This window comes from Paraburkholderia sp. BR14374, from assembly GCF_040948685.1.
In the GTDB taxonomy this organism is placed as follows: Bacteria; Pseudomonadota; Gammaproteobacteria; order Burkholderiales; family Burkholderiaceae; genus Paraburkholderia; species Paraburkholderia youngii.
The window spans coordinates 54,995-77,611 of sequence record NZ_JBFPKF010000025.1 but is presented as its reverse complement, the minus strand read 5'-3'; the positions used below and the strand labels follow the sequence as shown (position 1 = coordinate 77,611).

Here is a 22,617-nt window from a genome sequence, read left to right as displayed (position 1 = left end):
ACTTCGCGTTGTCGGCCCACACCATGTTCTTTTGCATTTCTACCGTCTCTGCTCTACCGGTGCCGTCGATCACGCGCTTCGCGCGTAACAGTCTGCGGTGCAACGGTGCTCATCAACGATCGGGTCCACGACAGAAAATTGATCCATGCACTTGAGGCTTCCGAAGCGCAAGCGCAGTGTGCCACCGCCGACGAAGACATCTGAGCAAACGACGTTCCAAATCTCTTCGGTGCGCGCCCCACCGCTCTTGCGCAGGGCATTGAACGGCGTCGCTAAAGTTGCCTCTCGCCATCCTCGGCTGCTGCCACTTCGGCATTCGACACCGATCTTCATCATGCGCAACTGCTCGATCGCGACGACCGGCTCGCGCGTCAACGGCGAACTGCGAGCCTCGTACGACGACTGTGAGACGGTGGTCTCGCCTGTCTGCGTTCGGCAGGCTTCGGGCGTGCACTAGCAGGAGAGATCGGCAGTTATCCGGTGATGGCGAAGCAGAGAGCGATGCCGCGCTCGATGCTGCAGTGCGTAACGACATTCACGGCCGCGGCGAATGACGCCGCGTGCAACCGGCTGGCTACTGGCCGTCTTGCCTTGGGCCGTTCCGTGGTCTGTTGACGTCGCTGTTCGCGCCGTCGCGGGTACCCATATTCAGACCATTGGCCTTGCGCTTGGAAGATCGCGTCGAAGGGCTAGTGCCCGCCGCACCGACGCCACTACCCGTGACATCCGGCGAATCGTATCCTCTTCCACTCGGGGTTTTCATCCGCCCCGCGCCGGCACGGGATGTTGCCGTCCCGTCAGCGCTGCCGCCGACTTGTGCGTATGTTATTGCCGGCAGTGCCACGACGAGAACCGAAGCGAAAAACGTCTTACTTAGATGTTTCATGGCTCACTCAAGCGAGGATATTTCAAGCCAGCATCGGCCGTTCACATGAATGAAGCGCCGCAAGGGGCGTGCCTTAATCTCTCGACAATGCCATCATGATGGCCGCCCGTCGCAGTGCCCGGTTTCTCCGCCAGTGAACGCGAGCAGCCAGTCATCAAGGGCCTCATAGGCTTCCGACGAGTTCGGGCACGACGGTGAACAGGTCACCGACGAGGCTGTAATCCGCGACGCTGAAAATCGGCGCTTCTTTATCCTTGTTGATCGCGACGATCACCTTCGAGTCCTTCATGCCCGCAAGATGCTGGATCGCACCCGAAATGCCGACCGCGATATACAGTTGCGGCGCGACGATCTTGCCAGTCTGACCGACCTGATAGTCGTTCGGCACGTAGCCCGCATCGACGGCTGCACGCGATGCGCCCATCGCTGCACCGAGCTTGTCTGCCAAAGGCTCCAGCACCTTCGTGTAGTTCTCGCCGCTGCCGAGACCCCGGCCGCCCGACACGATGATGTTTGCCGACGTCAGTTCCGGACGATCGAGCTTCGTCACTTCGCGGCTCACGAACTGCGAGATGCCTGCGTCGGCTGCCGCTTCGAGCTTCTCGATGGAGGCGCTGCCGCCTTCCGCTGCGACGGCATCGAAGCCAGTCGTGCGTACCGTGATGACCTTGATCGGGTCTTGAGATTGCACTGTCGCAATGGCGTTGCCCGCGTAGATCGGACGCTCGAACGTATCGGGTGAATCGACTGCGGTGATGTCGCTGATCTGAGCGACGTCGAGCTTCGCGGCGATACGCGGCACGACGTTCTTGCCGTAGGCGGTGGCCGGAGCGAGGATGTGCGAATAGTTCTTTGCGATATTCAGCACCGTCGCTTCGATGTTTTCCGCGAGGCCCACTTCGAGTTGCGGCGCATCGGCCAGCAATACTTTGCTAACGCCCGCGATGTTCGCTGCCGCGTCGGCTACGGGCTGCGCATTGTGACCCGCGACCAGCACGTGAACTTCACCGCCGATCTTCTTCGCCGCTGCAATGGTAGTCAGCGTCGCGGCCTTGATCGATGCATTATCGTGTTCTGCTATTACCAGGCTAACCAGATTCGTCATTTGCTTTGTCTCCGTGTCGACTGGAGTTAGCGCTTTAGCGCTTACTCCAGTCCCATGCAACATAGTTGCCGTTCTTTCTAAAGCACCTTTGCTTCGGTCTTCAGCTTCTCGACCAGCGTCTTTACGTCCGGCACTGTCACCCCGGCGGAACGCCTGGGCGGCTCGGCGACTTTCAGTGTTTTAAGACGCGGCGTGACATCGACGCCGAGGTCTTCGGGCCTGATCGTTTGCAGCGGTTTTTTCTTCGCCTTCATGATGTTCGGCAATGTCACGTAGCGCGGCTCGTTCAGGCGTAGATCAGTTGTGACCACGGCGGGAAGCCTCAGCGACAGCGTTTCAGCTCCGCCGTCCACTTCGCGCGACACGGTCGCCTTCCCGTCAGCCACAACGACCTCCGAAGCGAACGTCGCTTGCGGAAGGTCAGCCAAAGCGGCGAGCATCTGCCCGGTCTGGTTCGAGTCGTCGTCGATGGCCTGCTTGCCCAGCAATACCAACGAAGGCTGTTCCTTGTCGACCAGCGCCTTGAGCAGCTTGGCAACGGCCAGAGGCTGCAGGTCTTCGGATGACTCGATCAAGACAGCACGATCCGCGCCTATCGCCAACGCCGTACGCAGCGTCTCCTGCGCCTGCGCAACACCGCAAGAAACCGCCACCACCTCGCTAACCACGCCGGCTTCCTTTAACCGGACCGCTTCCTCAACCGCGATTTCGTCGAACGGATTCATCGACATCTTCACGTTTGCAATGTCGACACCCGTGCCGTCCGACTTGATCCGGATCTTCACGTTGTAGTCGACCACTCGCTTTACACCTACCAGCACTTTCATACCGTCTCCTTCGAATATGCCGAAGCCGTGCGCGCAGTCATCGGCGAACGGATCATGTCAGCTGCGCGCTCGGCTAGCATTAGCACCGTCGCATTGGTGTTGGTCGAGGTTATCGACGGCATCACCGAGCCGTCGACGATGCGCAGGCCGGTCGTTCCGCGCACCCGCATTTCGGAATCGACGACGCTCATTTCGTCCTCTCCCATCCGGCACGTGCCAACCGCGTGATACACAGTCGAGCCATTGTCACGCACGTATTGCAGTAACGCCTCATCAGTGTCCGCCTGACGGCCTGGTACGGTTTCGTCGACGATATAGCGGGCGACCTCGGGCTGCGCGAAGATCCGGCGGCCGATCTTGAGTCCTTCCACCATCGTGTTACGGTCCAGTTCGCTGCTGAGGTATGACGGTGCGATCGTCGGCGCTGCAGCGACCTCGCTGCTGGTGATGTGCACGTGCCCACGGCTTTCCGGGCGCATCTGCCAGACGCCGCAGGAGACGCCGGGCTCCGACTCCAGCACTCCGATCCGTCCCTCGGCGAAGCTGCCTGGCGCGATCACGAATTGCACGTCGAGCCGCGTCTGTGCGAAGCCGCCGACGATCGCGGCACTATAGGTCAGTACGCCGGTCCCCGACACGACGTAGCGCATCATTTCGCGCGCGAGCGCGAGTCCATGCGAGCGCTCGTTCGCGGTACCTGCACCCCGGACCCGATAGCCGAGCCGGACTACATAGTGATCCTGCAAATTGTTGCCGACGCCCGGTAACGCGATGCGTGTTCGAATGCCCGCATTGTCGAGCACGTCCTTATCGCCGATGCCGCTCATTTCCAGCAGCTTTGGCGTGCCGATCACGCCGGCGCTCAGGATGACCTCGCGGGTCGCGCGAAACTGGATCGGAACGCCCGCGGTCGTTGTCGCATTGATGCCGCTCACGTGCGTGCCGTTCATGTCGAGCCCGGACACCTGGACGCCGGTCACCACCGTGAGATTCGGCCGCGCCATTGCGGGCCGCAGATAACCGCGCGCCGCGCTGGAGCGGCGACGTCCGTCGCGCGTTTGCTGGTAGTACCAGATCGACGGACCGCGCGTGTCGCTGTTTGGATCATCTACAAACTCGAGACCGGCTTTTTGGGCAGCTTGCACGACCGCACCGCAAATCTCCGGCGGATTCTCCACCCGGCTGACCTGGATCGGACCATGCGTGCCGCGTTGCGGACTGTTGCCCTCGGTCCACGTTTCAGAGCGGCGGTAGAACGGCAGACAGTTGCCGAAGGTCCAGCCCCTGGCGCCCGACTGCTCCCAGCTATCGATATCCTCCGCAAACGGGCGCACATAAAGCAGGCCGTTGATCGCGCTGGAACCGCCGAGTCCGCGTCCACGCGGAAACAGGATTGCGCGGCCGCAGGTCTCGGTGTCGGCTAGCGTGCGATAGCGCCATGTCACGGTTGGATGATCGAGCAATCGCACGAAGCCGGCCGGTACGTGGATGAACGGGTGACGATCGCGCTCGCCGGCTTCGACAAGAATCACTTTGACGTTCGGGTCTTCGGTCAGGCGGTTGGCGAGCACGCAACCCGCCGTCCCCGCGCCGACGATCACGTAGTCCGTTGTGTACGATTTCATGACTTCTCTCCGACGGCGGCCGGTTCACGACCTTCGAGTGCTGCGATCTCCTCCTCGGCGAAACCGAACTCGGCAAGTACTTCAGCCGTATGTTGTCCGAGCGTGGGCGGCGCACGGCGGTAAGCCACCGGGCTGCCGTGAAAATTCACCGGACTCGCGATGTTCGTTACCCTGCCCGCAAGCGGATGTTCGATCTCGACGACCGCGTGGTTATGCGCGATTTGCGGGTCCTGCGTCAACGCGGTGTGATAGTCCTGCACGATCGCGCATGGCACGTCCGCGGCGCTCAGATGCGCCACCCAGTATTCGGCGGTATGCAGCAGAAACTGCTGTTCGAGGATGACGTCGAGCGCATGCCGATTGGCAGTCCGCGCGGTGTTGCCGACAAAGCGTTCATCGCTCAGCAAGTCTTCGCGGCCCAACGCCCGGCAAAGGTTCTGCCAGAATTTTTCGGTGAAGCAGGCGGCAAAGAAATAGCGGCCATCGGAGCCCTGATAGTTGCGATACGGCACCATCGTCGGATGGCCGCTGCCGAGGCGCTCCGGCGCTTTACCGCTTCTCAGCGTCTCGCCGTCGCGCGGGATGGTGCTGAAAAGCGCAGCCGACAGCAGCGACGTATCGATGCGCTGACCTTCGCCATGCCGTTCGCGATGCAATAACGCCGCAGAGATGCCGAACGCGAGCAGCGCAGCCGCGCCGAAGTCCGGCAACGGCGCCCCGAGCCGAACCGGATTGCCGCCGGCTTCGCCCGTCATGTCCATGAGACCTGCGACAGCTTGCACGATGGGATCGTTTGCGGGCCACGCGGCGTAAGGACCGCTTTGTCCGAACGCCGACACGCTTGCATAGACGATCATCGGATTGCGCGCTTTCACGGCCTCGTAGCCGATGCCGAGCCGATCCACCGTGCCTGGCCGGAAGTTTTCGACGACGACATCGGCCTGCTCCGCCATGCGCAAAAATGCATCGCGTCCTTTCGGCGACTTCAGGTCGAGCCGGATGCTGCGCTTGTTACGGTTCTGCGACAGGAACTGCACGCTTTCGCCTTCGACGAATTGATTACCGAGATTGCGCGAGAGGTCACCGGCGTTCGGTTCCTCAACCTTGATCACGTCCGCGCCGAGGTCGGCAAGCAGCACTGTACCGACCGGACCCGCGGTCATGACGGTGAGATCGAGAATGCGGTAGCCCGACAACGGGCCGACTTGCTTCTTATCCATGATGTGCCGCCTGGGAATGCGATGTGTCCATGAATTCGGGACGAGGGTAATCGAGCACGTCGTAGGTGAGACGGAACGGGTCGGCTTCACCGCGCGTGATGGTCAATGCGTGACTGAAACGGGCATCGTCGCGCTCGGGATAGTCGGTGCGATAGTGGCTGCTGCGCGACTCGCGCCTCTCGATACACGCTTGCACGATGACGTCGGCAGTCGCCGCCATGTTGTCGATCGTCAACGCATCGATCACTTGCTGCGGCGTGGCCCCGCCCCCTGCGGCAAACGCCGCGCGCGCCTCGCGAGCGGCGGCTAACGCGATATACAGACCGCTCTCGGTCTTATCGACGAGACAATGCGCCTGCATCGCTGCACGCAGATCGGAGGCGATACGTCGAGCGTCGAACGACGCATTCGGCTTTAGCGCCATTTCGAGGCGCCGTGCAAGCGGCGTCACATCGGACGTGCCCGGCGCCGCGCTGCCGCGTGCGTATGCGGCCGCACCCACGCCTGCGCGATGACCGAACACCTGACCTTCTGCAAGCGAGTTGCCGCCCGGACGATCCGGACCGCGCACGCCGCCCGCGAGTTCGCCGATCACGAAGAGCCCCTCGATGGTCGACATCGCGTCGGTGTTGGTCATCCGGACACCGCCATTCAGGCATTGAAAAGCAATCCCGACGTCGAGCAGATCACGCTTCGGATCGAGCCCTTTGGCGCGCATCCAGCGCATGGTGTTCGGAATGGTGGCCGCCAACCGTTCCTCGGCGATGTCGGCGAAAGAGAAATGCACCGCGCCGCGTTCCGTGCCCCTGCCCTGCGCGATTTCCGTTGCGATCGCGATATCGATATAGCGCGACTCGTTCGAGATCGTGAACGGGAACACTTTCTCGTCCATTGCAGCCTCGGGCGTCACGCCCGTCGGCAGATAGTCCGGGAGGAATTCGTGACCGTCGCGATTGAGCATCTTCGGATGCAGGACGAAGCACGACTTGCTGAAGAGTTGCACGTAAGGGTGCACCATCGCCGGCCCGAACTGGTGGAACTCCATGTTCACGAGTTCTGCGCCGTGGCGGAAGCAGATCGCCTGGCCGTCACCAGTCATCTCCGCTGTCGACACCTGCTGCGAGAACAGACCGTGCGCGCCGCCCGTGCCAAGCACGACGGCCCCCGCCGCGACCACCAGCAGCCGCCGCGAATCGAGGTCCATCGCAACCACGCCGCTCACGCGCCCGGTCGAATCGCGCAGAAGGTCGATCAACGCCGCCGGCTGACGGGTCTCGACACCGAGCTTTCTGCCCTGCTCGGCGAGCGCGCCCACGAAGGCCTTGCCGGTTTTGCCCTTCACGCCCAGCGCGCGCGCATAGCTGCCGAAGTCGCTGCGGATGAGCTTATAGCCATCGGCGACGCGGTCGAACGGCACGCCGAGTTCGATCAGGTCTGCGATGCGCTTCGGTGCGTCCTCCGCCAGAACGCGCACCAGGTCGGGATCGATGAAGCCGGCTGCCGGACGCATCGTGTCTTCGTAGTGCACGGTTGCGCTGTCGTCGGGACTGCCGTAGCCGGATGCCCCCATGCTCATGATTTCGCTGGCGCCGTGCACCGTGCTGCCACCCTGTCCGACCGGTGCCTTGGCCAGCATGAGGACCTTCGCACCGGCCTGTGCCGCCGACACGGCAGCACGCGACGCCGCGCCGCCACCGCCGACCACCACTACGTCGGCTTGCGCGTAGTCGACGCCAAAGCCCAATTTCTCCAATGTCCGAACTGCCGTCACGTCTGTCTCCGCTTACGATTTGAGCGCGCGCGCCACGATGTTGCGCTGGATTTGATTGGTGCCGCCGAAGATCTGGAACATCTTGGCTTCGCGGTAATGACGCTGCATCGCGTATTCGGCGGAGTAGCCATTGGCACCCATGATCTGGATGCCGTCGGTCGCGACCTGCACGTAGGTGTCCGACGCGAAGTACTTCGCCTGCGACGACTCCACGTCGCAGCTTTCGCCTTCGTCGAGCAGCTTCGCCGCCCGAAACGCCATCAGGCGAGCGGCATCCACGCGCGTCTGCATATCGGCGAGCAGATGCGACACGGCCTGGAAATCGATGATCGACTGCCCGAACTGTTTGCGGTCGTTCGCATACCAGCGCGCAAGATCGATTGCCGCCTGCGCGCCGCCCACGCACATCGCCGACAACGCGATGCGCTCCTTCGACAGCACCGCGGTGAGCTTCTTCCAACCCACGTGCAGGCCGCCAACGATCATTTCTTTCGGAACACGTACTCCGTCGTACACCACTTCGCAGGTCCGGATAGCGTGGCCGCCGAGCAAATCGATCGGATTGATGGTCAGTCCGCTGGATTCCTTCGGTACGAGGAAGAGGCTGATCCCGTCGTGCTTCTTCGCTTCCGGATTGGTGCGCACCGCGGTCAGAATGTAGTCGGCCTGCAGCGCGCCGGAAATCCACATCTTGGTGCCGTCGAGAATGAAGTCGTTTCCGTCGGCCACGCCGCGCGTCGTCAGCGAGGCGGCATCCGAGCCGGAGCCGTTTTCGCTCAGTGCGAAGGCAAGAAAGGCACGCCCTTCGGCTAGCTTCGGCAACACCATGGCCTTGATATCGTCGGGAGCGAACCGCGCCAGCGCGCCGCCCACCATGTTCACGTTGGCGTTCCAGAAGCGTGCGAGCGCGATGGTGTGGTACGCGACGACCTCCAGATAAGCGGCCATGTCGAGATAGCCGCCGACGCCGCCGTACGCTTCGGGCAGCGTGATGCCGAACCAGCCCTGTTCGGCGGCCACCTTCACGAGTTCCTGTGGGAAGCGCTTCTCTTCGTCGCACTGGCGAACGTATTCCGGCGATGCATGGCGCGTCAGCACCCGATTCACCGAATCTCGAAATTCGAACTGGCCGGCATTCAGATACGGTTTGAGGTCGCGCCGGTTGACCAGATTGCTTGCGTATTCGGGATTCACTCTGTCTCCTCCTCGTCCGATCAGGACGCCTTGCGTTGAGCCATGTCTTGTTCGGCGTGGCCGAGCGGGATTGCACGCAACATTTCCGAACGCGACTTCGCCCCCGTCATCAGGAACGCAAGATCCGAGCCGCTGAGAATGAAACGCGCGCCTTTTTGCACGTAGGCGGTCATCAGTGCCTCGTCGTACACCCCGCCGACGCCCGGCACCTTGCCGTGCCGGTGGCATGCAGCGCACACCGCGTCGACGGCGGCCGCTACGCGCACATGGCCGAGTTGTCCGGTGATACCGAGATCCGCCGCGAGATCGGTCGCGCCGACCAGCAGCACGTCGATGCCGGGCACCGCCGCGATCGCGTCGGCGTTCTCGAGACCTTCGCGGGTCTCGATCATCGCCACGACCAGCACCTCTTCGTTGATCGCGCGAACCACATCGGCGATCGGCAGAGCCTGGAAGCCGACCTGCGGCAACATGCCGGGGATCGACCGCCCGCCGGCAGGCGGGAAGCGGCACATGTCGGCGATCCGCGCGGCCTGTTCGGGCGTACTCACGTGCGGCACCACGATGCCCATTGCGCCGGTATCGAGCAGTCGAGTGGCGTGGAACGGCTCGTGCCCCGGCACGCGGATGATCGGCGTCACACCGCCCACCAGAGCGGCCGCGCAAATCTGCGCGGCCGTGTCGACGTCCATCGAATTGTGTTCCATATCGATGAACAGCCAGTCGAAGCCCGCCGTCTGCGCGATCTGCGCGATGTCGACGGTGCGGGCCTGGCGCAGCCCCATGCCGAGTGCCAGTTCACCCGCGGCGAGTTGCGCTTTCGCGTGATTCTTGATGGTTCTCATGAGGGATTCCATTCAGGCGGTGCCGTCGAGAGGCTCGTCGTTCGCCAGTTCGAGGTTGATGAATTTGGTGTCCATGTAGTCGCGGATCGCGTTCGGTCCGCCTTCGCGTCCGAACCCGCTGTCCTTGCTGCCGCCGAATGGCGTCTCCGCCGTCGATGCCACGAACGTGTTCACGCCGACCACGCCGGCCCGCAAGCGCTCCGTGGTTTCCAGCGTGTTGCGCATCGAGCGCGTGAAGACGTACGCCGCGAGCGCGAACGGCAGCCGGTTCGCCTCGGTGATGACTTCGTCCATCGTCGCGAACGGGGTGAGCGTTCCGACCGGGCCGAACGGCTCGTCGTTCATCAGGCCGATGTGCGAAGCGGGGTTGGCGACGAGCGTCGGCTCGTAGAACCAGCCGCGACCGAATTGCGAGGGGCGCCGGCCACCGCATAGCACGCTGGCGCCTTCACTCACGGCTTCATCGACCAGACGTTCGATCGCGTCGCGACGCTTCGACGTGGTCAGCGGACCGAGATCGGTGTCCTGCTGCAACGGATCGCCGACGCGAAGCGCTTTGGAGCGCTCGACCAGCGCCTTAACGGTCTTGTCGAAGATCGATTCGTGGATGTAAAAACGTGTCGGCGACGCACAGACCTGGCCCGCATTGCGGAACTTGCCGAGTGACGCGAGGTGCGCAAATGCGCCGATGTCGGCGTCGCGATGCACGATCACGGGCGCATGGCCGCCAAGTTCCATCGTGACCTTTTTGAGGGTCTTCGCGGACATTTCGACGATCTGACGGCCGACAGGCACCGAGCCGGTGAAGCTGATCTTCGCCACGCGCGGGTCGGCCATGATCGTCGGCGTAATCGAGTCGGCTTTGCCGATCACCAGATTGACCGCGCCCTCGGGAAACCCGGCATCGACGAAACAGCGCACCAGTGCCATCGTCGCCCCGGCCGCTTCGTTCGACGGCCGGATCACGATCGTGTTGCCGGCAGCCAGCGCCGGACCCATCTTGCGGGCCAGCAGTAGCAGCGGGAAATTCCACGGCGTAAAAGCGGCGACCACCCCGAGCGGCTCGTAATGCACTAGATACCGGCCGCCCTTGACGCGACTTTCGTAAGACATCCCAAACACACGGCGCGCTTCATCGGCGAACCAGTCGATCGACTCTGCGGACGCATTCGCTTCCCCGCTGGCCTGTGCGATCGGCTTGCCTGTTTCCAGCGCGACGATTCGCGCGAGCTGCGGCGTGCGTTCGCGGATGAGCGTCGCAGCCCGGCGCAGCAGCGCTGAGCGCTCCCACGGCGTGAGCTTGCGCATTGCGGCTGAGGCGTCGGACGCGGCGTCGATGGCCTCGGTGACCTGTGCCTGCGTAGCCAGCGGCAGATAGCCCAGCCGCTGTTCCGTCGCCGGATTGATCGAATGCTGGCAGCTGTCAGCCGTCGCGGCTTGCCAGCGGCCCCCGAGCAGCAAGCCGTGCTCGCGGTAGTGCGCCTCTAATTCCATTTGCTTCCTCCTGACAGGTGTCCCGGATGTTCCCGGCTTTGTAGGTGCTTTCCCGGGGGTTCACTTTGTATGCACTCTTTTTCTTATATCAACACCTTGACATCGAAGTGTCAACACTTTTAGAGTGTGTGTCAGCGAAATATCATTCGCCGCATGCACTTTCAGTAGACGAGTTTCACAAAAAGAACGCCACCGGCGCCGCCGAATGCGTCATCAGCACTTCCTTTCCATGGAGCGAGACGAAAATGAGTTTGTATTCCCGTCGTACCTTTCTTCAAACGTTCGGAGCCGCCACGGTGGCGGCGATGGGGACCGGCGCCTTGCCGTCGCTCGCTCGGGCGCAGACTGCGCAGTTCAAGCTGAAGTACGCGAACAACCTCGCGTTGTCCCATCCGCTCAACGTTCGCGCGAAAGAAGCCGCGGACGCCATCAACAAGGAATCCGGCGGCCGCGTCGAGTTGCAGATTTTCCCGAACGGTCAGATGGGCACGGATACCGACATGCTGTCGCAGGTTCGATCGGGCGCCATCGACTTCCTGACCCAGGGTGGCGTGGTGCTGTCGACGCTCGTGCCGGTCTCGGCGATCAACGGCATCGGCTTCGCGTTCAAGGACTACAACCAGGTGTGGGCAGCAATGGACGGCGAGCTCGGGAGCCACATCCGCACGGCGATCTCGAAGGTCGGGCTCGTCGCGATGGAGAAACCGTGGGACAACGGCTTTCGGCATCTCACGAGCTCGGTCAAGCCGGTGCAAAGCCCGGCCGACCTGAAAGGCCTAAAGATTCGCGTGCCGGTCAGCCCCCTTTGGACCTCGATGTTCAAGGCGCTCGACGCCTCGCCCACCAGCATCAACTTCAGCGAGGCGTATTCGGCGCTGCAAACCAAGGTCGTTGATGCAGAAGAAAACCCCCTCGCGCTGATCGAAACCGGACGCTTCTATGAAGTCCAGAAGTTCTGCTCGTTGACCGGCCATATCTGGGACGGCTTCTGGTTTCTCGGCAACGCGCGGTCCTGGGGCAAGCTGCCGCCGGACTTGCAGACGATCGTGGCGAAACACCTGAATGCGGCCGCAGTGGCTGAACGCGCAGACGTCGCCGCACTGAGCACATCGCTGATCGGGAAGTTGCAGTCACACGGAATGGCGTTCAACAAGCCCGATATCCAGCCGTTCCGCGCCTCGCTGCAAAAGGCCGGCTTCTACGACCAGTGGCGCAAGAAATACGGCGATGAAGCGTGGGCGTTGCTCGAGAAGTACACGCAGAAGCTCGCATGAGCGCAGACCACCGAAGAGTTTCTGGAGAACGAGTCATGACTTCCCGAGTTCATCCCGAGCAGGTGTTCGCCCACGACATGGGCGCGCCGAAGGAACGACATGCGGCATCGAAGGTCGTGCGCGTCGGCAGCGCACTGGAACTGGCCATCAAGTGGATCACCGAAGTGCCCGCTGCGTTGCTGCTAGTGGCCGAAGTGGTGCTGCTGCTCACCAACGTTTTCTGCCGCTACGTGCTGCAGGATCCATTGATCTGGGGTGACGAACTCGCGTCGATCCTGTTCATCTGGCTGTCGATGCTGGGCGCAGTGGTGGCGTTGCGGCGCGGCGAACATCTGCGGCTGACGATGTTCGTCGCCAGAATGTCCCCGCAAAACCGCGCGTTCGCGGAAACGCTTGGAAACTTCATCGTGATGACTTTCGTGCTGCTGCTGGTACGGCCGGCAACAGACTGGGCGATGAACGAATGGATCATCAGCACGCCGGCGCTCGATCTGCCGAATGCCATCCCCGCGGCCGCGATTCCCGTGGCGGCCGTGCTGATGCTCGTGCTCGCCGTTACGCGGTTGCTCGAGCGCTCGTCACTGCGCGATTGCGTGAAGGCGTTCGCGCTGGTGGCCGGGGTCGCAATTGCGCTCTATTTCGCACGGCAAGCGCTCGCGCCACTGACCGCGGTCAGCCTGGTCCTTTTTTTCGCTGTCGGCGTAATCACGATCATCTGTCTCGGAGTGCCGATCATGGTCGCCTTCGGGGTGTGCACGTTTGCTTATCTCGCGACCGTCACCGGCGCACCGTTGACGATCGTCGTGAGTACCATGAATCAGGGGATGTCCGGCCTGATCCTGCTCGCCGTCCCGCTGTTCATCCTGCTAGGCGGGCTCATGGAAGCGATGGGGCTTGCAGAAGCGATGATCCGTTTCCTCGCTTCGCTGATCGGGCACAAGCGCGGCGGCCTCGCCTATGTGCTGATCGGCGCCATGTACCTCGTCTCCGGCATCTCCGGCTCGAAGGTGGCCGATATGGCTGCGCTCGCGCCGGGCCTGTTCCCGGAAATGAAAAAGCGCGGTGCGAATGAAGGCGACCTCGTCGCAATGCTCAGTTCGGCGGCGGCCATGTCGGAAACCATTCCGCCCAGCCTCGTGCTGATCACGATTGGATCGGTAACCGGCGTTTCGATTGCCGCGCTGTTCACAGGCGGCTTCATGCCGGCCGTGGTCGGCGCGGTAGCACTCGCGGCAGTCGTCTGGTTCAGAAGCCGCGGGGAAATCCTGCAAGGCGTGCAACGGGCCTCGCGGGCCCAGGTCGGCCGCGCATTTCTGATCTCGCTGCCTGCGCTCGCGCTGCCCTTCGTGATCCGCGCGGCCGTGGTGGAAGGCATTGCGACGGCGACGGAAGTGGCGACAATCGGCGTGGCTTACACCTGTGCGGTGGGTTTGCTACTGTATCGCCGCTTCGACTGGAGCCGGCTCTATCCTATTCTGGTGGAAACGGCGTCGCTGTCTGGCGCGATACTGATCATCATCGGGTGTGCCACGGCGATGGGATGGGCGCTCACGCAGTCAGGCTTCTCCGCGCAACTCGCCACGTTGATGATGGCTGCGCCCGGGGGCAAACTGGGCTTCCTGGCGATCTCCGCGATTACGTTCGTGATGCTCGGCAGCTTTCTGGAAGGAATTCCGGCAATCGTACTATTCGGGCCGCTCCTGTTCCCGATTGCGCGTGCGATGGGCATCTCCGACGTGCACTATGCAATGGTCGTGGTATTCGCGATGGGACTGGGCCTGTTCGCGCCGCCGCTTGGCCTCGGCTTTTATGCGGCGTGCGCGGTCAGCAAGGTCGACCCGTCCACCGCGATGCGCCGCGTTTGGCCGTATCTGGGGGCTTTGGCGGTGGCCCTCATCGTGATAGTGCTGGTTCCGTGGGTATCGACGGGTTTTCTGCAAGCAAAATAAAGGTATCGAATGACACAGAAGGGGCAATCAACATGAAAAACGCGTTTGACAGTGAACTGAACGGCAAGGCGAACGCGCGCGCGCCCGAGGTAATTGCGTCGAAGCTCGAAGACATTCGCGAACAGGTGCGCGCCATGATTCAGCGGGGGGACTTGCGCCCCGGCGAACGCGTGAATGAGCAGGCGCTCGCAAACCAGATCGGCGTCGGCCGCAATTCGGCGCGCGAGGCCCTGCGCTCGCTCGAACAGGCGGGGCTCGTGCGAATCGTCCCCAATCGGGGCGCCGAAGTACGGCGGCTGTCGCTCGAAGAGGCGATGGATCTCTATGAGATTCGAGCAGGGCTCGCACGCACGGCGGGACGTCTCGCCGCTCTGCGTCTGACCACCGACGAGGAGCAGTCGCTGAGCCTTCTCGTTGACAAGATGGACTCCGCCGTGGCCGAGCGCAACACCCCTCTGTATCAGAGTCTGAATACCGAGTTCCACCGTCAACTAATGGCAGCGACCAAGAATCCGCGGCTGATCACGATCAACCAGGCTGTCGCAGATGAACTGACGCTTTACATTCACAAAGGTGTGTATTCGTTCGCGCAGATGCAGCGTTCCGCGAAAGAACACCGCGAGCTTTTCGAGGCGCTGCGTGCGGGTCAGGCCGACGCCGCTGCACAGGCTTTCGAGAATCACGTGCAGACGGGCAAGAAGCGCATGCTCGACACCGTGTCCACGAGCGCGTCCGAACGTTAATGAGCCTGGAGTAGCTTGTTGAAAACCATAGTCTTTCTGGACCGCGCGACGCTGTCGGCCGATCTACCCGAGTTTCCGTTCCCACATCGCTGGGTCGAATATTCGTCCACTACGCAAGAACAGGTGCTACAGCGCTGCCGTGACGCGCAGATCGTCGTGACCAACAAGGTTCCGCTGACGGGGGAGATGCTCGCGCAGTTGCCGCAACTGGAAGTGATCGGCGTGCCGGCCGCAGGGATCAATCATCTGGATATGAAAGCATGCCGCCAACGGAGCATCGAAGTAGTCGCATGTCCGGGCTATTCGACGATCTCCGTGCCGGAGCACGCGTTCGCACTGATGCTCGCGCTGCGCCGCAACCTGGTTCCGTACTGGAACGACGTTTATGCTGGAGGCTGGAGCGGGTCATCCACTTTTTACGCTGAACTGCATCCGATCGAGGATTTGCATGGTTCGACGCTCGGCATCGTCGGCGCCGGTCACGGTGGAAAGCGACTCGCCGAACTGGCCGGCGCGTTCGGCATGCGTGTGCTCTTCGCCGAGCGCAGGCACGCCAGGGCGGTGCGCGAAGGCTACACTGCATTCGGCGAGGTGCTGCGTGAGGCGGATGTGATCAGCCTGCACTGCCCGCTTACCGACGAAACGCGGCATCTGTTCGGTCTCGCCGAATTCGAGCGAATGAAGCGCAGCGCGTCGCTCGTGAACGCCGCGCGCGGCGGCATCGTCGACGAGGGGGCGCTGATCGAGGCGCTCGACCGCAAGCTGATCGCGAATGCCGCGCTCGACGTCCTCGAGCAGGAGCCGCCAGCGATCGATCATCCGCTGTTGACCAGCGCGCGCACGGATCTGATCGTGACTCCACATGTCGCATGGCGGACTCAGGTGGCGATGCAGCGGCTCGTCACACAGCTCGCGCAAGGCATCGAGCAGCATTACGCGCGGCGCTGAAAGCGAAATTCGACGAGGTAGTGTTGCGCCTCTTCAAGCTGCTCCGCGCCGTCGTGTCAATCCGTGGCGCTTCCTTTTGGGAGTCGGTCGCGAGGCACTGCGCTGATCGTAAAGTGCCGATACCAATCTGCGAGAGGACAAAATGACCGACTACCGCTTGCGTCTGAATCTGGAATCCGCCGAAGAAACGCGCGATCGGCTCAGACGGGCCGCCGAGGCTGCCGAGATCGGCACGTTCTACTGCCCTTTGCCTCTCGGGCGGCTTTACTGGAATGCTCGATGCAAGACGCACTTCTGGCTGAGCGCTGATACGCCGGACGCCGAGGTTGATATCGAAACGTTCTATCGCCGGATCCATCCCGAAGACCGGTCGAAAGTCCGTGCTGCAGTTCAGACATCGATTGAAAGCCACGCGTCATACGACGTTGAGTACCGGACTGTTTCACCTGAAGGGCATGTGCGCTGGCTCCGGGCCAAAGGAAGCACGTGCTTCGATGACGCTGGTCACGCAGTCAGGTTCGACGGGATAACGATCGACATTTCGGGGCAGAAGCGCCTCGAAGCGGAACGGGCTGCGCTGATGGAAAGCGAGCGTGAGCAGCGACTCGCTGCCCAGAGCGCAAACGAAGCGAAGGACGCGTTCGTTGCGACTGTTTCGCATGAGCTTCGATCGCCTTTGACCGCCATCCTGGCGTGGGCAAACCTCATCGACCAAGCCGCGGATGATGCAGACTTCGTTCACAACGGCATTTCCGTTATTCGCCGCAATATCCTGACACAGACCAGGCTGGTTGATGATCTGCTTGATGCGGCTCGTATCAGCACGGGTAAGTTTTCCATTGAGAGACTTCCCGTTTCAATTACGGCCTGTCTTCAGGCTGCCCTGCAGGACGTTCGTCCCATCGCTGACGAAAAAGGTATCTTCGTCGCGGATGTAGTCGCCGACGAAGTTGAAATCTACGGTGACGCGGCCAGGCTTCGCCAGGTCTTTGGGAACCTGCTCAGCAACGCCCTGAAACATACGAACCGGGGCGGGAAAATCCTGCCTTCGCTTGTCGCCGACGGAAACATCGTACGCGTCAGCATTGCGGACACGGGTACAGGAATCGCGGAGGCCCGGCTGGACGATATATTTCAGCCCTTCGTTCAGGTGGAAAGCCCGGTTGCGAAAAAATGCGGTGGTTTAGGTCTGGGCCTTTCGATCGCACGAAACATCGTGATCATGCACGGCGGTGAGATAACGGTGCACAGCGATGGGCCGGGCAAAGGTTCCATATTCACAGTGATATTGCCTGCCGTTGGAACGTCTCCCGCCAAGGTCCCGCGGTCCCCGGGTGACATTCTCACTGGATCAACGATTGCAGGAAGGACAATTCTGTTCGTCGAAGACGACGTCGACACTCTGGAGGCGCTTGCGCTCACGCTTCAGCTGGAGGACGCGATGGTGCAAACTGCGCGGTCAGCCGAAGAAGCCCGCAGGGCAATCAGGCAGGATCTGCCCGATGTAATCGTTTCTGATCTGACCATGCCCGGAGAGAGCGGATACGAATTTGTAAGGTCTTTGCGGCAGGAAGGTCTCAGAGTCCCAGCGGTGGCGCTTACCGGGCACCTCGGACAGGAAGATCAGGCACACGCAAGAGCCGCCGGTTTCGATGACTACCTAGGCAAACCGGTCGCCCCCGCAAAACTTCTGGAAGTCATCGCAAGGTTGATCGGAGAATGAATATCTACCGCGCCACTTGCCTTATTAGGCGCGCAGCTTGCTAAGGCGCTCCCAGGGAAAAGAGGAGCGCATCATGAGGATTGTCCTTCTGGTAGACGACCACGAGAAACGTTCTTCTCGCGATGCGCCCCATGTTCAGACGGTCTCCGTCTTGCCGGCGACCGGGGTCGCGTGTGCGCGGCGGGTCAGCAGCAACAGCATCGCGACGCTCACGATCGTCAGCATCGCCAGCGGCATCAGCGCCAGCGCGTAACTGCCCGTCGCCTCTTTCACCCATCCGTACACGTTCACCATCAAGCCGCCGCCAAGCAGGTTCGCGATTGCATTGACCGTTGCGAGACCCGCAGCCACCGCGCTGCTCGCGCAAACGTCCGGCATGCACAAAACGACGGTGTATCGACTGATGAACTCGCTGGAACGTATGGGTTATGTGGTGCGCTCGCAGGCGGGCAACTATTCGCTCGGACATCGGCTGCTGTATCTGGGCAAACTGTTCGAGCAGTCGTTCCATCTGTCGTCGGTCGTCGAGCCAGCGCTGCACGCGCTGGCGGCGCTGACGAAAGAAAGCGCATCGTATTACGTTCACGACAACGGTCAGCGGCTTTGCCTGTTCAGGGCCGAGCCTTCGGAAGGCCTGCGCGAAACCCGGCTCGCCGGAACGTCGCTGCCGCTCGACGACACGGCTATCAGCCAGGTAATCCGTTTCTGGGGACTCGGCGAGCCGATATACGACAAGCCGCCTACGCTGCCGATATTCACGGCGGGCGCACGCGACGTGTACCTGCTGTTCGGCACACAAGGCGCCGACGGTCAGCCGCAAACGCTCGCCGCCATTCTCACGCGGCTGATCGACTACAGGATGGACCCGCTCACCGCACTCGCCCGTCCGCGTTTTCTGCTCGGCAAGACGTTCTCCGACACGCGCGATGCGTTGAAGCTCGAAGAAGACGCAGGCGCCGACGTGTTCGCGGCGCTCGCCGCGCGCGGCCACGAGGTGAGCGCGATCCCGACGCAGAGTCCGCTGGCGGGTCACCCAGGTGTGATACGCATCGATGCGGACGGCGCGGTGTCAGGCGCGCACGATCCGCGCAGCGATGGCCGCGCGCTCACCGTCTGATGGATCGGCGCGTGGGTTCTTTCCCGCGTGCTGGTTCACGCGGGCCGTTCAGGTTCGCCTACGTGGCGGCCTACGCACACGGTCCAGACGCAGTGATTCGCCAGCTAACGCAAGCGCGGCTATACGCGCGTTGATCGCTGAACGGGCTAACGCTTGTGCTCCATACGCTTCAACGTCAACGTCAACCCAACGTAAAGCGGTTACGCGTCGTCACATAGTCACTCGCGCCGAAACGGCCCACCGGAAAGTAGTGCTGCAAACGCACGCGCCACGTTTCGGTGTCGATCAACTCGTCGCGCGCATGCAGCCGATGTACGCGGCCAATAAAGATCTGCCGGGTGGTGGTCTCCAGCGTCTCCCATATCGTGCACTCGAAAGCAACCGGCGCTTCGGCAATGCGCGGCGGCGCAATGCACGAGCTCGGCACCGGCGTCAAGCCGACCTCGACAAGTTCGCTAACGTTGGGCGGCAGCCTTTCCCCGCACCGATGCATTTCTTCGGCGATCGTCTCGTCGGCGAGATGCACGACGAACTCGCCGGTCCGCAAGATGTTGACCGCCGTGTCCTTCAGCGTGCCGTCCGCCACGCGGTTGATGCTGATCATCACGATCGGCGGCTCTTCGCCGAGCATATTGAACATCGAAAACGGCGCGGCGTTGATCGTACCGTCGGCGCCGAGCGTGGTGACGAGCGCGATCGGACGCGGCACGATCAGGCTCGCCATCAGCTTGTAGCGCTGGTATTCGGTGATCGCTTCGAAATCAATTTCCATGTCGGGCCGCCTGGTTCGTAGTCGCGTGTTCAATGATGCCGAGCAATTGGCCGAGGCTTTTCTCGCCGTGCATTCGCGAGGTTTGAATGCGTTCTTCGAGATCGCGCAGATGCGCTTCCATATGCCCCATTGCGCCCGCCGAGTCGCGCGCCTCGATGCAGTCGACAATCGCAGCATGCTCGGCGTGCTCGCACGGCGCATGCCCCGGCGGCTCGTACACCCCGACGATCAGCGAACAGCGCGATACCAGTTCCTTCAGATAATTTTGCAGGATCGAATTGCGGGCCAGCGCGGCGATGCGCATATGAAAACCGCTGGCGAGCGTCGCCCACGAAGGCTGGTCGTAGCGGTGCATGGCGTCATGCTCGCTCGCGAGTTGTTGCCGCAGCGCCTTGATGTCCGTCGCACTCGCGCGCTGCACGGCAAGCTCGACCAGCATCCGTTCGACTGAGCGCCGCGCCTCGAATATCTCGCGCGTTTCCTCGGGCGAGGGCTCGGCGATTACCGCGCCCTTGTTCGGCCGCAATACGACGATGCCGTCATAGGCGAGCTTTTCCAGCACACGACGTACGACCGCGCGGCCCACGCCGAACAGTTGGCACAGTTCGGGCTCCGGTAACCTCGTGCCGGGAAGCAAACGATGATTCATCACGCCGTCGAAGATCGACTGATAGATGCGTGCATTGATATCCGTGTCGTCACCGGCGTTTTTCTTCGCGGTAGCCGCGCCGGCTTTCGCGCTCATGCGACGGCCAGGCGCACGATGCCGGCCCGCTCCAGATCGTCCATATGACTCGCGATCTCACCTGGAGTGGTAATCCACACATCGCCTCGTGCGCGCGCCGTGGCGATATGTTCGAGCGCGCGGCGCAGATGCCGCAACCGGTACGGCTGTCCGACCAGATACGGATGCAGCGCGATGCCCATCACCAGCGCTTGCGCTTGCGCGCCGCGATTGGCCTGTTCGAGCATCTCGTCGAACTGATCGACGATCATGTCGGCGAACGCGCGGCCGTCCATGTGACGGCCCACCATCATCGGCAGATCGTTGAGTTCCTGCGGATACGGAATCGACCACAGCGGCGCGCCACGCGTGGCCATTCGTACTGGGCGGTCGTCGTGACACCAGTTCAACGTGTAGCGATAGCCGGTCTCGGCCAGCAGATCGGGCGTCAGATGCGACTCCGAAATCCACGGCGACAGCCAGCCTTGCGGCGGCGTACCGGATTCTTCCGCGATCCGTTCGCAGCAATGCAACAGCAGCTCGCGTTCACCGCTTTCGTCGAGGTCGCTCTGCCGGTGCGCGTTCGTGTGGCCGTGGCCGATCAGTTCATCGCCACGCGCGACGCAAGCCTCGATCAGTTCAGGACAGTGGTCGTAGAGCGCGGTATTGATCAGCGTGCCCGCAGGCAGCGCGAGCTGATCGAACAGTTCGATGCAGCGCCACGCGCCGACGCGATTGCCATACTCGCGCCAGCTATGGTTCAGCACATCCGGTTGCGGGGAGAGCGGACCGAGGGCCGCACCGAGGCCTTCGCCGAACGCAAAGTGCTCGATGTTAAAGCCAAGATAGACCGCGAGTCCGGTGTCGCCAGGCCAGCGGAACGCGTCACTATCGGTGATCGGGCGGTAGGCAAAGCGGCCATGCGTGGCAAGCGATTGACGCGCGCGGTTCACTGCTACGGGCATGTTCCGTGTGTCGTTCATGAGCAAGAAATCGTGGATGTCGAAAAGCGCCACGACACGTAATGGATGAACCGGATTGGTCAGTTCATGCCCCGAGACGGATCGAAGACGCACCGTGATCGCGCAATCCCATCCTTCTGATCGCGAACGATCGACGCTGCGGATCGTTTGCAATATGTGAGCCAACTCGTAGACGTTAAGCACAACGGTACGTCGGCAATCGCGAGCGTCACAATTCGATGGATGGCACACGTCTTGCGTTTGCATGGCTTCGCATGGGCGGCGCATTGGTTTTGACGCGTGCCCCACTGTTCGCCGTTCACGAGGACACATCCTTCATGATTCAGCCTGTTTCAACGGTGCTCGAAACCAAAGCCGCCGATATCGAACTGGTCCACGTGTCAAAGCAATATGGCGATTCGCTGGCCGTCGACGCGATCGACCTGCGCATCGCCGGTGGCCAGTACTGTTGCCTGCTCGGCCCGTCCGGATGCGGCAAGACCTCGACCTTGCGCATGATCGCCGGTCATGAATCCGTCACTGAAGGTGACATTCTGATCGCGGGCCGCAACGTCACGCGCGCCGAACCCGCCGCGCGCGGCACCGCAATGGTGTTTCAGAACTACGCGCTGTTCCCGCATCTGAGCGCGCTCGACAACGTAGCGTTCAGCCTGAAAGTGCGCGGCGTCGCGAAGGACGTGCGGCGCAAGCGTGCCGCCGAACTGCTCGAACTGGTCGCGATGTCCGCGTATGCCGATCGCAAACCAGCCCAGTTGTCCGGCGGCCAGCAGCAACGCGTGGCACTCGCGCGCGCGTTACTGAATCAACCGGGCTGCCTGCTACTCGACGAACCGCTCTCCGCGCTCGACCCGTTTCTGCGTGTGCAGATGCGCGCCGAGCTCAAGCGTTGGCAGAAGGATCTCGACATTACCTTCGTGCATGTCACGCACTCGCAGGAAGAAGCGATGGCGCTGGCCGATCTCGTCGTGGTGATGAGCCATGGCCGTATCGAGCAGAGCGGCACACCGCACGAAGTATTCAACCGTCCGCGTACCGAATTCGTGGCCCGCTTCCTCGGCGGCCATAACGTCTTCAATACGAATGGCCACCTGTTTACCGTGCGCGCCGACCATCTGCGCGTGGTGCCGCACGGCGTCACGCCAGTGCAGAACGCCGGCGGCGAGAGCGGCCTGACACGCATTGGCGGCGTACCGTGCAGGGTCCGTGAAGCCGAATACCAGGGCACGCATCTGCGCATGACGCTCGACCCGCTCGACGGCTCGCCCGAATTGATCTCGCTCGTGAGCGACGGCGACTACGACGCGACACGGCTCGGTCCCGACGCGCGCGTGGTGATCTGGTGGAACGAGCGGGACGCGCATCCGCTGGCAGCCTGAGTGCTTGCATCGCAGCGGATCGCATTGCAGTGACCCGAGCG

At 62.3% G+C, this 22,617-nt stretch carries 19 protein-coding genes and 1 pseudogene; 7 read left to right on the top strand and 13 right to left on the bottom strand.

The window, feature by feature from the left end; all coding sequences use genetic code 11:
- Positions 1-69 precede the first annotated feature (69 nt).
- From AB3X86_RS33770 to AB3X86_RS33730, 9 genes are all read right to left on the bottom strand, one after another.
- The gene (locus tag AB3X86_RS33770; protein WP_368599316.1) at positions 70-375 is read right to left on the bottom strand and encodes a hypothetical protein; all 306 of its coding nucleotides are present in this window, start codon (positions 373-375) and stop codon (positions 70-72) included.
- A 674-nt stretch (positions 376-1,049) separates the two neighbouring features.
- Positions 1,050-1,982, bottom strand: a complete 933-nt coding sequence (locus AB3X86_RS33765) for an electron transfer flavoprotein subunit alpha/FixB family protein (protein WP_368599319.1) — start codon at positions 1,980-1,982, stop codon at positions 1,050-1,052.
- 86 nt (positions 1,983-2,068) lie between these two features.
- Positions 2,069-2,818, bottom strand: a complete 750-nt coding sequence (locus tag AB3X86_RS33760) for an electron transfer flavoprotein subunit beta/FixA family protein (RefSeq protein WP_368599315.1) — start codon at positions 2,816-2,818, stop codon at positions 2,069-2,071.
- A complete protein-coding gene (locus AB3X86_RS33755) occupies positions 2,815-4,443 on the bottom strand; it encodes a GMC family oxidoreductase (protein WP_368599314.1) in 1,629 nt (542 codons plus the stop codon). Before AB3X86_RS33755 ends, AB3X86_RS33760 begins: the two co-directional genes overlap by 4 nt.
- Positions 4,440-5,663, bottom strand: coding sequence for a CaiB/BaiF CoA-transferase family protein (locus tag AB3X86_RS33750; protein ID WP_176122164.1), 1,224 nt, complete (start codon positions 5,661-5,663; stop codon positions 4,440-4,442). The genes AB3X86_RS33755 and AB3X86_RS33750 overlap by 4 nt, the downstream gene beginning before the upstream one ends.
- Positions 5,656-7,434, bottom strand: coding sequence for an FAD-binding protein (locus AB3X86_RS33745; RefSeq protein WP_368599313.1), 1,779 nt, complete (start codon positions 7,432-7,434; stop codon positions 5,656-5,658). Before AB3X86_RS33745 ends, AB3X86_RS33750 begins: the two co-directional genes overlap by 8 nt.
- Before the next feature lie 12 nt (positions 7,435-7,446).
- On the bottom strand, positions 7,447-8,628 hold the full coding sequence (locus AB3X86_RS33740) for an acyl-CoA dehydrogenase family protein (RefSeq protein ID WP_368599312.1): 1,182 nt from the start codon (positions 8,626-8,628) through the stop codon (positions 7,447-7,449).
- Positions 8,629-8,648: 20 nt separating this feature from the next.
- Positions 8,649-9,473 carry an HpcH/HpaI aldolase/citrate lyase family protein gene (locus tag AB3X86_RS33735; RefSeq protein WP_368599311.1) on the bottom strand — a complete coding sequence of 275 codons (825 nt, stop codon included), beginning with the start codon at positions 9,471-9,473 and terminating at the stop codon, positions 8,649-8,651.
- Between the two features lie 12 nt (positions 9,474-9,485).
- Positions 9,486-10,967: an NAD-dependent succinate-semialdehyde dehydrogenase gene (locus AB3X86_RS33730; RefSeq protein ID WP_368599310.1), complete on the bottom strand. Its 1,482-nt coding sequence runs from the start codon at positions 10,965-10,967 to the stop codon at positions 9,486-9,488.
- A gap of 245 nt (positions 10,968-11,212) precedes the next feature.
- Between AB3X86_RS33730 and AB3X86_RS33725 the strand changes: the two genes are divergently transcribed.
- The 5 genes from AB3X86_RS33725 to AB3X86_RS33705 all read left to right on the top strand — a co-directional run bounded on the left by AB3X86_RS33725 (position 11,213) and on the right by AB3X86_RS33705 (position 17,604).
- Positions 11,213-12,241: a TRAP transporter substrate-binding protein gene (locus tag AB3X86_RS33725; protein ID WP_368599309.1), complete on the top strand. Its 1,029-nt coding sequence runs from the start codon at positions 11,213-11,215 to the stop codon at positions 12,239-12,241.
- A gap of 35 nt (positions 12,242-12,276) precedes the next feature.
- Positions 12,277-14,190 (top strand): TRAP transporter large permease subunit, encoded by a 1,914-nt coding sequence (locus tag AB3X86_RS33720; protein ID WP_368599308.1) that lies wholly within the window; start codon positions 12,277-12,279, stop codon positions 14,188-14,190.
- Between the two features lie 32 nt (positions 14,191-14,222).
- Positions 14,223-14,933, top strand: coding sequence for a GntR family transcriptional regulator (locus tag AB3X86_RS33715; RefSeq protein ID WP_246392229.1), 711 nt, complete (start codon positions 14,223-14,225; stop codon positions 14,931-14,933).
- Positions 14,934-14,951: 18 nt separating this feature from the next.
- On the top strand, positions 14,952-15,881 hold the full coding sequence (locus tag AB3X86_RS33710; protein WP_176122158.1) for a D-2-hydroxyacid dehydrogenase: 930 nt from the start codon (positions 14,952-14,954) through the stop codon (positions 15,879-15,881).
- Positions 15,882-16,023: 142 nt separating this feature from the next.
- The gene (locus AB3X86_RS33705) at positions 16,024-17,604 is read left to right on the top strand and encodes an ATP-binding protein (RefSeq protein ID WP_368599307.1); all 1,581 of its coding nucleotides are present in this window, start codon (positions 16,024-16,026) and stop codon (positions 17,602-17,604) included.
- Between the two features lie 135 nt (positions 17,605-17,739).
- Here the strand turns inward: AB3X86_RS33705 and AB3X86_RS33700 are convergent.
- Positions 17,740-17,976: pseudogene (locus AB3X86_RS33700) on the bottom strand (MFS transporter); the annotation flags it as partial.
- 31 nt (positions 17,977-18,007) lie between these two features.
- On the opposite strand from AB3X86_RS33700, the gene AB3X86_RS33695 reads away from it, so the two are divergent.
- Positions 18,008-18,721, top strand: a complete 714-nt coding sequence (locus AB3X86_RS33695) for a gamma-glutamyltransferase (protein WP_368599318.1) — start codon at positions 18,008-18,010, stop codon at positions 18,719-18,721.
- A gap of 181 nt (positions 18,722-18,902) precedes the next feature.
- Here AB3X86_RS33695 and AB3X86_RS33690 read toward each other — a convergent pair whose 3' ends face one another.
- Genes AB3X86_RS33690 through AB3X86_RS33680 form a run of 3 tightly spaced genes read right to left on the bottom strand, consistent with a single transcriptional unit; the run spans position 18,903 to position 21,200 of the window.
- The gene (locus AB3X86_RS33690; RefSeq protein WP_368599306.1) at positions 18,903-19,493 is read right to left on the bottom strand and encodes a flavin reductase family protein; all 591 of its coding nucleotides are present in this window, start codon (positions 19,491-19,493) and stop codon (positions 18,903-18,905) included.
- Positions 19,483-20,238 (bottom strand): GntR family transcriptional regulator, encoded by a 756-nt coding sequence (locus AB3X86_RS33685; protein WP_368599305.1) that lies wholly within the window; start codon positions 20,236-20,238, stop codon positions 19,483-19,485. Before AB3X86_RS33685 ends, AB3X86_RS33690 begins: the two co-directional genes overlap by 11 nt.
- Complete coding sequence (locus AB3X86_RS33680) at positions 20,235-21,200, bottom strand: polysaccharide deacetylase family protein (RefSeq protein WP_368599304.1); 966 nt, start codon at positions 21,198-21,200, stop codon at positions 20,235-20,237. The genes AB3X86_RS33685 and AB3X86_RS33680 overlap by 4 nt, the downstream gene beginning before the upstream one ends.
- Before the next feature lie 317 nt (positions 21,201-21,517).
- On the opposite strand from AB3X86_RS33680, the gene AB3X86_RS33675 reads away from it, so the two are divergent.
- Positions 21,518-22,576: an ABC transporter ATP-binding protein gene (locus AB3X86_RS33675; RefSeq protein ID WP_176122144.1), complete on the top strand. Its 1,059-nt coding sequence runs from the start codon at positions 21,518-21,520 to the stop codon at positions 22,574-22,576.
- The last annotated feature ends 41 nt before the right edge of the window (positions 22,577-22,617 follow it).

What these genes read in the sequence shown, in the direction of transcription:
- AB3X86_RS33750 (WP_176122164.1), bottom strand. Translation starts at nt 5,663, where the DNA reads ATGGATAAGAAGCAAGTCGGCCCGTTGTCGGGCTACCGCATTCTCGAT.
- AB3X86_RS33725 (WP_368599309.1), top strand. Translation starts at nt 11,213, where the DNA reads ATGAGTTTGTATTCCCGTCGTACCTTTCTTCAAACGTTCGGAGCCGCC.
- AB3X86_RS33755 (WP_368599314.1), bottom strand. Translation starts at nt 4,443, where the DNA reads ATGAAATCGTACACAACGGACTACGTGATCGTCGGCGCGGGGACGGCG.
- AB3X86_RS33675 (WP_176122144.1), top strand. Translation starts at nt 21,518, where the DNA reads ATGATTCAGCCTGTTTCAACGGTGCTCGAAACCAAAGCCGCCGATATC.
- AB3X86_RS33760 (WP_368599315.1), bottom strand. Translation starts at nt 2,818, where the DNA reads ATGAAAGTGCTGGTAGGTGTAAAGCGAGTGGTCGACTACAACGTGAAG.
- AB3X86_RS33695 (WP_368599318.1), top strand. Translation starts at nt 18,008, where the DNA reads ATGAACTCGCTGGAACGTATGGGTTATGTGGTGCGCTCGCAGGCGGGC.
- AB3X86_RS33720 (WP_368599308.1), top strand. Translation starts at nt 12,277, where the DNA reads ATGACTTCCCGAGTTCATCCCGAGCAGGTGTTCGCCCACGACATGGGC.
- AB3X86_RS33735 (WP_368599311.1), bottom strand. Translation starts at nt 9,473, where the DNA reads ATGAGAACCATCAAGAATCACGCGAAAGCGCAACTCGCCGCGGGTGAA.
- AB3X86_RS33680 (WP_368599304.1), bottom strand. Translation starts at nt 21,200, where the DNA reads ATGAACGACACACGGAACATGCCCGTAGCAGTGAACCGCGCGCGTCAA.
- AB3X86_RS33705 (WP_368599307.1), top strand. Translation starts at nt 16,024, where the DNA reads ATGACCGACTACCGCTTGCGTCTGAATCTGGAATCCGCCGAAGAAACG.
- AB3X86_RS33715 (WP_246392229.1), top strand. Translation starts at nt 14,223, where the DNA reads ATGAAAAACGCGTTTGACAGTGAACTGAACGGCAAGGCGAACGCGCGC.
- AB3X86_RS33730 (WP_368599310.1), bottom strand. Translation starts at nt 10,967, where the DNA reads ATGGAATTAGAGGCGCACTACCGCGAGCACGGCTTGCTGCTCGGGGGC.
- AB3X86_RS33685 (WP_368599305.1), bottom strand. Translation starts at nt 20,238, where the DNA reads ATGAGCGCGAAAGCCGGCGCGGCTACCGCGAAGAAAAACGCCGGTGAC.
- AB3X86_RS33690 (WP_368599306.1), bottom strand. Translation starts at nt 19,493, where the DNA reads ATGGAAATTGATTTCGAAGCGATCACCGAATACCAGCGCTACAAGCTG.